The 12,529-nt window shown below is 57.6% G+C and carries 7 protein-coding genes; 1 reads left to right on the top strand and 6 read right to left on the bottom strand.

Annotated elements, in window-relative coordinates; all coding sequences use genetic code 11:
• Positions 1 to 8: 8 nt before the first annotated feature.
• The 6 genes from dmsA to lrp form a co-directional block, all read right to left on the bottom strand.
• Positions 9 to 2,447: a dimethylsulfoxide reductase subunit A gene (dmsA, locus tag CWM61_RS14990; protein WP_100631471.1), complete on the bottom strand. Its 2,439-nt coding sequence runs from the start codon at positions 2,445 to 2,447 to the stop codon at positions 9 to 11.
• Positions 2,448 to 2,647: 200 nt separating this feature from the next.
• Positions 2,648 to 3,940: a serine--tRNA ligase gene (gene serS / locus CWM61_RS14985; protein WP_049003789.1), complete on the bottom strand. Its 1,293-nt coding sequence runs from the start codon at positions 3,938 to 3,940 to the stop codon at positions 2,648 to 2,650.
• A gap of 91 nt (positions 3,941 to 4,031) precedes the next feature.
• Positions 4,032 to 5,375 carry a replication-associated recombination protein RarA gene (rarA, locus tag CWM61_RS14980; protein WP_061155190.1) on the bottom strand — a complete coding sequence of 448 codons (1,344 nt, stop codon included), beginning with the start codon at positions 5,373 to 5,375 and terminating at the stop codon, positions 4,032 to 4,034.
• Positions 5,376 to 5,383: 8 nt separating this feature from the next.
• Positions 5,384 to 5,995: an outer membrane lipoprotein chaperone LolA gene (lolA, locus tag CWM61_RS14975; RefSeq protein ID WP_061155191.1), complete on the bottom strand. Its 612-nt coding sequence runs from the start codon at positions 5,993 to 5,995 to the stop codon at positions 5,384 to 5,386.
• A gap of 122 nt (positions 5,996 to 6,117) precedes the next feature.
• The gene (ftsK, locus tag CWM61_RS14970; RefSeq protein WP_100631470.1) at positions 6,118 to 10,305 is read right to left on the bottom strand and encodes a DNA translocase FtsK; all 4,188 of its coding nucleotides are present in this window, start codon (positions 10,303 to 10,305) and stop codon (positions 6,118 to 6,120) included.
• 135 nt (positions 10,306 to 10,440) lie between these two features.
• Positions 10,441 to 10,935: a leucine-responsive transcriptional regulator Lrp gene (gene lrp, locus CWM61_RS14965; RefSeq protein WP_000228469.1), complete on the bottom strand. Its 495-nt coding sequence runs from the start codon at positions 10,933 to 10,935 to the stop codon at positions 10,441 to 10,443.
• 532 nt (positions 10,936 to 11,467) lie between these two features.
• On the opposite strand from lrp, the gene trxB reads away from it, so the two are divergent.
• Complete coding sequence (gene trxB, locus CWM61_RS14960) at positions 11,468 to 12,436, top strand: thioredoxin-disulfide reductase (RefSeq protein WP_012542328.1); 969 nt, start codon at positions 11,468 to 11,470, stop codon at positions 12,434 to 12,436.
• The last annotated feature ends 93 nt before the right edge of the window (positions 12,437 to 12,529 follow it).

Below are 12,529 nucleotides of genomic sequence, written 5' to 3'. Positions count from 1 at the left end.
GTTACTCCTTACAGCTTCTCAACCTGGACGAGGTTGGTATGCGACGGGTTCCCCTTCGCCAGCGGCGAAGGACGCTGGGTGGTCAGCACGTTGATGCTGCCCGCCTGATCCACCCGCGAAGCGTCCGGGTTATACCAGGCCCCTTCCCCCAGCGCGACAACGCCCGGCATCATGCGCGGCGTCACCTTCGCTTCGATATGTACTTCACCGCGGTCGTTGAAGATGCGAATGCGATCGCCGTTGGCAATACCGCGCTTGCGGGCGTCGATCGGGTTAATCCACATCTCCTGCCGACAGGCGGCCTTCAGCACATCGACGTTGCCGTAAGTTGAGTGAACGCGCGATTTATAGTGGAAGCCGGTCAGCTGTAGCGGGTATTTCGCTGTCAATGGATCGTTGTAGTTTTCGAAGCCCGGGGTATAGATAGGTAGCGGATCGATAACATCCCCTTCCGGGAGTTCCCAGGTAGCCGCGATTTTCGCCAGCGCCTGCGAGTAAATTTCGATCTTGCCCGACGGCGTGGTCAGCGGATTGGCCTGCGGATCCTCGCGGAAGGCTTTGTAGGCCACATGGTGTCCTTGCGGATCGCGCTGCTTATAAATGCCTTGCTGGCGGAAGGTGTCGAAATCTGGCAGATCGGGAATCGCTTTCTGCGACTTCTCATACAGATAGCGCATCCAGCCTTCCTGGGTACGGCCTTCTGTAAACTGCTGCTCCACGCCGAGGCGTTTTGCCAGCTCGGTGGTCATCTCATAGATGGTTTTGCATTCGAAACGCGGCTTGATGGCCTGATCGGCAAAGATGACGTAGGACATGTTGCCGCAGGAGGCATCCAGCGCGAAATCCATCTGCTCGGAGGCGGTGCAGTCCGGCAGCAGAATATCGGCGTATTTCGCTGACGAGGTCATATGGCAGTCGATGACTACGATCATCTCGCACTTCTTGTCGTCCTGCAGGATCTCATGGGTACGGTTGATCTCAGAATGCTGGTTAATCAGGCAATTGCCCGCATAGTTCCAGATCATTTTGATCGGCACGTCGAGCTTATCTTTGCCACGAACGCCGTCGCGCAGCGCGGTCATTTCCGGACCACGCTCGATAGCGTCGGTCCACATAAACATCGAGATACTGGTCTGAACCGGATTCTCCAGCGTCGGCATGCGCTCAAACGGCAGGCTGTAGGAGCCCTCGCGCGCGCCGCTGTTGCCGCCGTTGATCCCGACGTTACCCGTCAGGATAGCGAGCATCGAGATAGCCCGGGTGGCGATTTCGCCGTTGGCGTGACGCTGCGGCCCCCAACCCTGGCTGATATAGGCCGGTTTGGCGGTGGCAATTTCGCGCGCCAGTTTAACAATACGTTCGCGCGGAATACCGGTAATCGTCGAGGCCCACTCCGGCGTTTTGGCGATACCATCAGCGCCCTGGCCAAGAATGTAAGCTTTGTAGTGACCATTGGCTGGCGCACCGGCGGGCAGCGTTTTCTCGTCGTATCCCACACAGTATTTATCGAGGAACGGCTGATCGACCAGGTTTTCGGTGATCATCACCCACGCCAGACCTGATACCAGCGCCGCATCGGTCCCGGGGCGAATCGGGATCCATTCATCTTCGCGTCCGGCGCCGGTGTCGGTATAGCGCGGATCGATGATGATCATACGGGCATTGGATTTCTGCCGCGCCTGTTCAAGGTAGTATGTCACCCCGCCGCCGCTCATCCGCGTTTCGCCGGGGTTATTGCCGAACAGCACCACCAGCTGGCTGTTTTCAATATCCGACGGGCTATTGCCGTCGGCCCAGCCGCCGTAGGTATAATTGAGGCCCTCGGCAATCTGCGCCGAAGAGTAATCGCCGTAGTGGTTGAGATAGCCGCCGCAGCAGTTCATCAGGCGAGCAATCAGCGTTTTCCCTGGCGGCCAGGAGCGTGTCAGCGTGCCGCCGAGCGTGCCGGTGCCATAGTTCAGGTAGATGGATTCGTTGCCGTACTCTTTAATCAGCCGCTGCATATTGCTGGCGATGGTATCGAACGCCTCTTGCCAGCTGATTTGCTCGAACTTGCCCTCGCCGCGTTTACCGACGCGCTTCATCGGGTACTTCAGGCGATCCGGGTTATAGACCCGGCGACGCATCGAGCGACCACGCAGGCAGGCGCGAACCTGATGCAGGCCATCATAGTTATCGTCACCGGTATTATCGGTTTCAACGTATTTAATCGCGCCATCCACCACGTGCATGCGCAGCGGGCAGCGGCTGCCGCAGTTGACGGTACAGGCGCTCCAGACCACCTTCTCGCTGGCGGGAGCCGGTGTATCGGCGGCATGCGCCATACGGGTAAAGGGTAATGTTAGTGCGTTGCTGGCCAGCGCCAGGCCGCCTATTGCCGTGGTTTTCATTAAACCACGGCGGCTTACCTCAGCAGCCAGTAAAGCATCGGGGGCTTTAATTTTCATGGATACTCGCTTTGGTTGCTCACAATAAACTGACAAGCGCTATATAGTCATATATATATTGCTTTGAAATATTATTGGTTTTTTATGCTGATTTAATCCAAAGGGAGTATCACTGCATTCGTAGAATGGATTATTGCCCGGTATCAATAAGGGCGTAAAAAAAGCGCCCGCAGGCGCTTTTAAAAGAGAGGAAGAAAAAATTACCCGATATATTCGAGGCCACGCATATACGGGCGCAGAATTTCCGGGATTTCAATACGGCCATCGGCCTGCTGATAGTTTTCCATCAGCGCCACCAGGGTACGACCTACCGCCAGACCAGAACCATTCAGAGTATGAACGAGACGAGTCTTCTTGTCGGACTTGCTGCGGCAGCGAGCCTGCATACGACGCGCCTGGAAATCCCAGACGTTAGAGCAGGAAGAAATTTCACGATAGGTGTTCTGCGCCGGAACCCACACTTCCAGGTCGTAGGTTTTGCAGGCGCTGAAGCCCATATCGCCGGTGCACAGCGCGACCTTACGGTACGGCAGACCCAGCAGCTGCAGCACTTTCTCGGCATGGCCGGTCATCTCTTCCAGCGCCGCCATGGAGTCTTCCGGACGCACGATCTGCACCATTTCAACTTTGTCGAACTGGTGCATACGGATCAGACCGCGGGTGTCGCGACCATAGGAACCGGCTTCAGAGCGGAAGCACGGCGTATGGGCGGTCATTTTGATCGGCAGATCGTCTTCGTCGATGATTTCATCGCGCACCAGGTTGGTCAGCGGCACTTCCGCCGTCGGGATCAACGCGTAGTTGCTGCTGTCGGCTTCTTCTTCCAGCGGACGAGTATGGAACAGGTCGCCTGCGAATTTCGGCAACTGGCCGGTGCCATACAGCGTGTCCTGGTTCACCAGATACGGGACATAGTTTTCGCTATAGCCATGCTGTTCGGTGTGCAGATCCAGCATGAACTGGGCCAGAGCGCGATGCAGACGGGCCAGTTGGCCTTTCATCACTACAAAACGCGAGCCAGTGAGCTTAACGGCGGCGGCAAAATCCAGCCCCCCGTGCATTTCCCCCAGCGTCACGTGATCGCGCACTTCGAAATCGAACTGGCGCGGCGTACCCCAGCGGCTAACTTCAACGTTGTCGTTTTCGTCACGGCCAACCGGCACATCATCATGGGGAATGTTCGGGATTGCCAGGGCAATATCGCGAATTTCCGCCAGTAGCGCTTCCAGTTCGGATTTTGCGGCATCCAGCTGTTCGCCAAGCTTGTTCACTTCCAGGCGTAATGGCTCGATATCTTCCCCGCGCGCTTTCGCCTGGCCAATGGATTTCGATCGGGAGTTGCGCTCCGCCTGCAGGTTTTCCGTTTGCACCTGCAGAACTTTACGACGCTCTTCAAGCGCGCGAAGTTTATCTACATCCAGCTTAAAGCCCCGGCGTGCCAGTTTTTCTGCGACTGCGTCTGGCTCGGTACGCAGCAGATTGGGATCGAGCATGCTTATCCTGTGCTTATCGAATTAAATAAAGAAAAGTGGCCGCAGACTACGACCACGGAAATAGTGTAATAACCTTACCGCAACGCCTCAATTAGCGGTAGCGTTTTATCGGGCTATTTTGATCCTGTTCAGCGAGCCAGGCGAGCTTTTCGCCAATTTTGCCCTCAAGCCCCCGGTTTGTCGGGTGATAATAGCGCGTTTGCGCCATTTCCTGCGGGAAGTACTGCTCGCCAGCGGCGTAGGCGTTGGGTTCGTCATGAGCGTAACGATACTCCTGCCCGTAACCCATTTCTTTCATGAGTTTGGTCGGCGCATTGCGCAGATGCACCGGAACGTCATAGTCAGGACGATCGCGGGCGTCGGCCAGCGCCGCTTTAAAGGCGGTGTAGACGGCGTTGCTCTTCGGCGCACAGGCCAGATAGACAATGGCCTGGGCAATTGCTCGTTCGCCCTCTGCTGGCCCGACGCGGGTAAAGCAGTCCCACGCCGAAATAGCGACCTGCATCGCCCTTGGGTCGGCGTTGCCGACATCTTCCGAGGCAATCGCCAGGCAGCGACGGGCAACGTACAGCGGGTCGCCACCGGCAGTGATGATCCGCGCGTACCAGTAAAGTGCCGCATCCGGCGCGCTACCGCGCACCGACTTATGCAGGGCGGAAATCAAATCGTAGAACCGGTCGCCTTTGTTATCAAAGCGCGCGCTGCGCTCGCCGGCGATCTCGGTCAGCAGTTCCGCCTTCAGCACCCGCTTGCCCGAGTCATCGCTCTCGGCCATATCGGCCATCATTTCCAGGGTATTCAGCGCCCGACGCGCGTCGCCGTTCACCAGTTCGCCGATGGCCTTGCGGGTCTCATCCGGCAGAATAATATCCTGCCCACCGTAGCCGCGGGACTTATCGTTCATCGCCTGGTCAAGCACCCGCTCGATATCGTCGGCGGTCAGCGATTTCAGTAAGTAGACGCGCGCACGGGAGAGCAGCGCTGAGTTAAGCTCAAAGGAGGGGTTTTCGGTGGTCGCGCCAATAAAAGTGATGGTGCCGTCTTCAATATGGGGCAGAAAGGCATCCTGCTGGCTTTTGTTGAAACGATGCACTTCGTCAACAAACAGGATGGTCCGTCGGCCAGCGTTGCGGTTTTGCCGCGCGCGCTCAATGGCTTCGCGGATCTCTTTGACCCCTGAGGTCACCGCCGAGATCCGTTCGACATCGGCGCTGGCGTAGCGGGCAATCACTTCCGCGAGGGTGGTCTTGCCGGTGCCCGGCGGCCCCCAGAGGATCATTGAATGCAGGTGCCCGGCTTCAATCGCCCGCGGCAGGGGTTTACCCGGCGCCAGCAGGTGCTGCTGGCCAATATACTGCGCTAAATTTTCTGGCCGCATACGAGCGGCCAGAGGTTGAAACGCGTTGTCGGAAAAATCGAGCGACAGATTGCTCACTTTCGCCTCTACTTACGTTGATCGTCCACCGTCACCCCTTTCGGCGGCGTAAAGGTGAACTTAGATGCGTCGATTGCGCCATTCTGCTGCGACTTCAGCTGATAACTGCTGCGCTGATCATCCTGCTCGACGGCGCTGAACTGGTGGATGGTGCCATCCCGACCGACGTTGATCGTGAACTGCTTCAGGTTACCGCTGCCACTTTTCGGCGTCAGCACAAAATCATCGCCGTTTTGTTTGATATTGTACTGCTGCCAGTCGCTGGACTGGTTGCGGGCAATCAGCATAAACGGCGTGTTGCTGGTAGCATCTTTCAGCCAGGTCGCCGTGGCCTGCTCAACGAACGGGTTGTAAAACCACAGTGTTTTACCGTCAGAGACGAGGACGCTCTCGTCCGGCTGGGTCATATGCCAGTTAAACAGGTTCGGACGTTTTACCCACAGGTCGCCCTGACCGTCCTGGACGGCATTACCGCTGCCGTCAGTGACTTTCTGCGTGAAGCTGGCATGGAAACTGCTCACTTTATCAAGACGGCTTTTTAAGTCACTGGCCGCATCTGCCCAGACCTGGCTGACGACCATACCAGACAGTAATGCACAGGTGATTGCGAGTTTTTTCATTGTTATTCCTTAATGTGCGTCACTCCCGACGCGGGAGCCTCTTCTGCCCCTAATGTAGGACCGCTGATGGCGGCGGAACAGAAGAATTGGCTGATTTTGCGCTTATTTACCCAACTTTGCACTCATTCAAAGGGCGGCGGTGCCAGCACTTCGCGGTTACCGTTATGGCCCTGCTCGCTGACGATCCCCTGCGCTTCCATCTGTTCAATAATGCGCGCTGCACGGTTATACCCAATGCGGAACTGACGCTGTACGCCGGAAATCGATGCTTTGCGCTTCTCAGTCACAAAGTTGACCGCCTGATCGAACAGCGGATCAAGTTCTTCACCGCCGTCTAAGCCACCACCGCCGCCTTCACTTTCGCTGTCGGAGGTAATGCCATCGACGTACTGCGGACGACCGCGGGCTTTCCAGTCCTGAACCACGGCGTGGACTTCCTGGTCGCGCACAAACGCCCCGTGGACACGCACCGGCGTGGTAGAGTTCGGCCCGGAGTAGAGCATATCCCCCATACCCAGCAGCGATTCCGCGCCGCCCTGATCGAGAATGGTACGCGAGTCGATTTTACTCGATACGGTAAAGGCGATGCGCGTCGGGATGTTGGCCTTAATCAGGCCGGTAATGACATCCACTGACGGACGCTGCGTCGCCAGCACCAGATGGATCCCCGCCGCACGCGCTTTTTGCGCCAGACGGGCAATCAGCTCTTCCACCTTCTTGCCGACGGTCATCATCAGGTCGGCGAACTCGTCCACCAGCACCACGATGTATGGCAGTTTTTCCAGCACCGGATGCACGGCATCCATGCTGTCGCCCGGCTTCCAGTACGGATCCGGAATCGGACGCCCCATGCGCGCGGCCTCCGCGATCTTCTCGTTATAGCCCGCCAGGTTACGCACGCCCAGCGCTGACATCAGCTTGTAGCGGCGCTCCATCTCGTTGACGCTCCAGCGCAGCGCATTGGCGGCGTCTTTCATGTCAGTGACCACTTCCGTCAGCAGATGTGGAATACCTTCGTAGACCGACAGCTCGAGCATTTTCGGGTCGATCATAATGAAACGCACATCTTCCGGCTGCGCTTTGTAGAGCATGCTGAGGATCATGGCGTTCACACCGACTGACTTACCGGAACCGGTAGTACCGGCAACCAGCAGGTGCGGCATTTTCGCCAGGTCAGCCACCACCGGGTCGCCAGCGATGTCTTTACCCAGCACCACGGTCAGCGGCGACGGATTATCGCGGAACTTGGTATTGTCGAGCACTTCACGCAGATAGACGGTCTGACGCTTTTTGTTCGGTAATTCCAGGCCGACATACGGCTTGCCCGGGATCACTTCCACCACGCGCACAGCAACCGTTGACAGCGAACGCGCCAGGTCCCGTGACAGATTCGAGATCCGCGCCGCTTTAACACCTGGCGCCAGATTGAGCTCAAAGCGGGTGATCACCGGGCCTGGCGAGTAGTTAACGACATCCGCTTTGATACGGAAATCGGCCAGGCGTGCTTCTACCAGTCGCGCCATCTGCTCTAAAGCAAAGGTATCCACCGGTTCGACTTCACTGGGCGGCGGCGTTAACAGATCCAGCGACGGCAGCGGCGTGGTCGGTCTTTGCAGCGGACGGCTATCGCCATTACGCATCAGCAGCGGGTGGATCAAGCTCTCCTGCGGCGCAGGCGCAGCAGGCTGATACCCCTGCGGGGCAACCGGTTGTTGCTGCTGCACTGGCTGCGGCGGCACTGGCTGATGGTGTACAGGTTGATGCTGCGCAGCGTGATAACCCTGCTGCGGAGCGGCCGCCGGTTGTTGATAGTGCGGGGCCGGTTGCTGCGGCTGGACTTCCGGTGTCGGCGTAAACAGCGGCTCGCTCGGTCCGTCATTGACCAGCGTCTTCATTGGTGAAAATTCATAATCCGCCGGCGAGAACGGGTTCGCCCCCGGCGGCTGCTCAGCGGCGTAGCGCTGCTGCTGGGTGGCAGCAAACTGACGCGCCAGCTCCGCTTCCGCCGCAGTGTCGGCGTCATCGTCATCAGTCGCGTTATCGTCTTCCCAGCGATGACCATAGCGCTGCTGCTGGGTGGCGGCGAACTGGCGGGCCAGTTCATCCTGCTCCAGAACGTCGGCTTCTTCATCAGAGAGCAGCTCATCGTCATAATGAGGATCGCGTTCCGCCTGCCGCGCACGCTGTTCAGCCTCCCGTTGCGACGGTAGCTTGATGCCGTATGAGGCCAGCTCCCGACGCGTTGGGACACGAACGCGATTTGGTCGCGGTAATTTCGGACCGATGCCTTCTTTCACCTGAACCCGCGGTCCGCTGGACGCCGGGCTGAACAATGGCGCAGCCGCAGCGGATGCGGCAGTTGCTGCCGCCGCGCCGCCGCTGGCGGCCGTTGCCTGATGCACCCCTGCCGCGACCGCAGAGACCACCGTTGTCTCCACTGGCGGTTTGGACGGGGCGGCTGGCGGCATCAGCGGTTTAGTGGCGATCGGGCTTTCCGGCTCCGGAATAGGCTGATACCAGGAGGCCAGCAGCTCACGTTCACGTGCCCGCTTCTCTTCGACTTCTTCGAAGTAATAGAGCGGTGGACGTTTCACCTCTTCCGGCGCAACCTCTGGTTCTGGCTCCGGTGACGGAACTGGCGCACTTTGCGGCTGATACGCTGCTGGCTCAGGCTGATACGCCTGCGGTGCAGGTTGACCGCCATGCGGATCGTAAGTCGGCTGCTGATACGGTGCCGGCTCAGGCTGATACGCCTGCGGCGCTGGCTGACCGGCATGAGGAGCATAAGCAGGCTGTTGATACGGCGCCGGCTCAGGCTGATACGCCTGCGGAGCAGGTTGCCCGCCATACGGATCGTATGCCGGCTGCTGATATGGCGCCGGCTCTGGCTGATACGCCTGTGGAGCAGGTTGCCCGCCATACGGATCGTATGCCGGCTGCTGATACGGCGCCGGCTCTGGCTGATACGCCTGCGGCGCAGGATGCCCGGCATGCGGATCGTAAGCCGGCTGCTGATGCGGCGCGGGCTCTGGCTGATACGCCTGCGGCGCCGGCTGACCGGCATGAGGAGCATAAGCAGGCTGCTGATACGGTGCCGGCTCAGGCTGGTACGCCTGTGGCGTCGGCTGACCGGCGTGTGGATCGTAAGCCGGCTGCTGATACGGTACCGGTTCTGGCTGGTACGCCTGCGGCGGGTAACCAGCTTCCGGCTGATAAGCAGGCGCAACGCCCTGATGGCCAGCCGCGGATTCAGCCCACGCCTGTGGCGCGGCAGTGGCCGCCGCCGCTGCGCCCACGGGCTCAGCGATACTATGACCATTCAGCAACGGATCGTAAGGGTCGAAATCTCCAGGGCGCGCGGCGCTGGCACCGGAGAACAACACATCATCCTCTGCGGGACGCGCGGCGCTGGCGCCGGAAAACAGGACATCGTCAGCGGCGACAGGCGCTCCGCTGGCGCTGTATTGCACCGCCTCTTCCCCGTCATCCATCCGTTTGCCGGAGAAAAGCGCCGCGTCTGTTTTACGTCCCATGGGGTTGGTAAACTTCTCGGCCAGACGCTTACGCCGCGCCAGCGCGCTGCGTAAGATACGGGCACGACGCGACTCCTGCGGGTTTGCCGCTTCGTCTTCATCGTCGTACTCTTCATCGTCGTCTTCGTATTCGCCTTCATCGACCCAGGTATCATCCCGACGGGTACGGTTGCTGGCAAAGGTCAGCACCGACAGGATGCCACCACCCAATTTTTCCGCAATGCTGACCCACGACCAGCCGGTGAACAACGTCAGACCGGCCGCCCAGATGCACAACAGGGCAATAGTGCCGCCGCTGCTGTGCAGCAGCGGTTGCAGCGTGGTACTCAGCAGGCTGCCGATCACTCCGCCCGAGGCGAAGTACCAGATATCATCGGCGTTAATAGCTGCCAGACCACAGGAGGTCAGGATCAGGGCTAACGCGCCAATGAGGCGCAGGGAAACGGCGAAATAATCAATGTATTCGTCGTTTTCCTGATGCCGCCAGGCAAACCAGCATCCACCGATGATGATCACCGGGATGGTGTAGGCCATGACGCCAAAAATGAAAAAGAGGGTATCGGCAAGCCACGCACCGGGGGCGCCGCCTAAATTATGAATAGGCTCATGCCATGCCGTCTGCGACCAGCTTGGATCCGAGGGATTAAAGCTCAGTAGTGCTGCCATCAGCCAGATGGCGAAGAGGGAGCAAAGGATGAGCATCGCCTCAAGGAGTCGGCGCCCGCTGCTGAGTTTGGTTAGTTTGACTTCTTTGTCTTCGGTGTATTCCTGGCTCAAGAAAGGCTCTCCAGGTATCAGGCTGTTTCCTGCCTGCTGCTAAAACGGACAACAGCGCCGGGTCTCCCCGGCACTGTTGCTGTATGGATTAACAGGAGTGTAATCAAACTACGTCGATTTTGCACCTGTTCCGTGTTAGCGCGTCTTAATAACCAGACGATTACTTTGCTTGACTTCTTCCATCACCACGTAGGTACGGGTGTCGTTTACGCCCGGCAGGCGCAGCAAGGTCTCGCCCAGTAATTTACGATACGCTGACATATCCGGTACGCGGGTTTTCAACAGATAGTCGAAATCACCGGAAACCAGATGACACTCTTGAATTTCTTCAAGTTTTTGCACTGCGGCGTTAAATTGCTCAAACACATCCGGCGCGCCACGATTCAGAGTAATCTCAACAAATACCAGAAGTGATGCATCCAGATAATGCGGGTTGAGCAGCGCCGTATAGCCCTGAATAAAACCCTGTCTTTCAAGACGACGCACGCGCTCAAGGCAAGGCGTCGGAGAAAGTCCCACCCGTTTAGAAAGCTCGACGTTAGAAATTCGCCCATCTTTTTGCAATTCATTCAGGATGTTACGATCAATGCGGTCGAGATCTTTGCCAGGGCGCTTCTTGCTATCTACCATTATTATTGTCTCTCTGTATTCCTTCCCTACTCCTGTTCCGGCTCTGTGCCTTCACTGCCAGAGCCCATCCTGTTATTACCCGTACGACAATGGGTAACCCAGGGGTACGTGAGAAGCCCGTTGCCTGACGGCAGTCACCGACATCACGCATGGCGTCTGTCCACACCATGCGTAGATTTCGTTAACCCGGATAAAAATGGCATTTGCGTGCATGAAAATTCGCCGCACGCTAAATACTGCTTTTCTTCTTCCATGAATGTTTTCGCAAAAGCACAGGGGATTGTCAAAGCAAAACATCGATTTTTAGTACAAGATGCCAGATATTCATCATCCCCCCTGGTTGATTCTCATTTTTTCGTCTTATAATTGTCCCGCTGACAGTAGAAATAGTTATATTCTTTGCCGGTAAAATCGCCAATTCATCGGCGTCTTCTATTGCACACATCGTTAACAAAATCGCTGTGCTCTTTTTTTACGACAACAAATTCCCTACAATCTCTGCCCAATGTATGCCAATTAATATGGGGATCTCATGGGCACAGCCAAACACAGTAAACTGCTTATCCTTGGTTCTGGACCTGCGGGATACACCGCGGCGGTCTATGCCGCACGCGCCAATCTGCAGCCGGTGCTGATCACCGGGATGGAAAAAGGCGGTCAGCTGACCACCACGACGGAAGTGGAAAACTGGCCTGGCGATCCTAACGATCTCACCGGCCCGCTGTTGATGGAGCGCATGCACGAACATGCCGCGAAATTTGAAACGGAAATTATTTTCGACCATATCAGCCGCGTCGATCTGCAAAACCGTCCGTTCCGTCTGACAGGCGATAGCGGTGAGTACACCTGTGATGCGCTGATCATTGCCACCGGCGCATCGGCGCGCTACCTCGGTCTGCCATCGGAAGAGGCGTTTAAAGGCCGTGGCGTTTCAGCCTGTGCGACCTGTGACGGATTCTTCTATCGTAACCAGAAAGTGGCGGTGATCGGCGGCGGTAACACGGCGGTTGAAGAGGCCCTGTATCTGTCCAATATCGCCTCTGAGGTGCATCTGATCCACCGTCGCGACGCCTTCCGCGCGGAAAAAATCCTCATCAAGCGTCTGATGGATAAAGTGGCGAGCGGCAACATCGTGCTGCATACCGACCGCACCCTCGAAGAGGTGACCGGCGACCAGATGGGCGTCAGCGGCCTGCGCCTGCGTGATACCAAAAACAGCGACAACGTTGAGTCCCTGGAAGTGGCAGGCCTGTTCGTCGCCATCGGCCACAGCCCGAACACCGCCATCTTTGAAGGTCAGCTGGAACTGGAAAACGGCTATATCAAAGTGCAGTCCGGGATCCACGGCAACGCCACGCAAACCAGTATCCCGGGCGTATTTGCCGCTGGCGATGTCATGGACCATATCTATCGTCAGGCGATCACCTCCGCTGGCACCGGCTGCATGGCGGCGCTGGACGCCGAGCGTTACCTGGACGGTTTGGCCGACGCTTGCAAATAATCTTTACAAGTCAGTAACAAAGGTAAAGAAGGCGACGAAAAGTCGCCTTTATTTTTGCCGCGATGTAACATTGCCGTGCCCAATATTCCCATA

Source organism: Klebsiella sp. K-Nf6 (assembly GCF_002806655.1).
GTDB classification, from domain to species: domain Bacteria; phylum Pseudomonadota; class Gammaproteobacteria; order Enterobacterales; family Enterobacteriaceae; genus Klebsiella; species Klebsiella variicola.
The sequence above is the reverse complement of the archived record's forward strand: the minus strand, read 5'-3'. Positions and strand labels throughout refer to the sequence as shown.

Excerpts from the sequence above, each read along its gene's own strand:
- dmsA (WP_100631471.1), bottom strand. The coding sequence starts at position 2,447 with ATGAAAATTAAAGCCCCCGATGCTTTACTGGCTGCTGAGGTAAGCCGC.
- serS (WP_049003789.1), bottom strand. The coding sequence starts at position 3,940 with ATGCTCGATCCCAATCTGCTGCGTACCGAGCCAGACGCAGTCGCAGAA.
- lolA (WP_061155191.1), bottom strand. The coding sequence starts at position 5,995 with ATGAAAAAACTCGCAATCACCTGTGCATTACTGTCTGGTATGGTCGTC.
- lrp (WP_000228469.1), bottom strand. The coding sequence starts at position 10,935 with ATGGTAGATAGCAAGAAGCGCCCTGGCAAAGATCTCGACCGCATTGAT.
- trxB (WP_012542328.1), top strand. The coding sequence starts at position 11,468 with ATGGGCACAGCCAAACACAGTAAACTGCTTATCCTTGGTTCTGGACCT.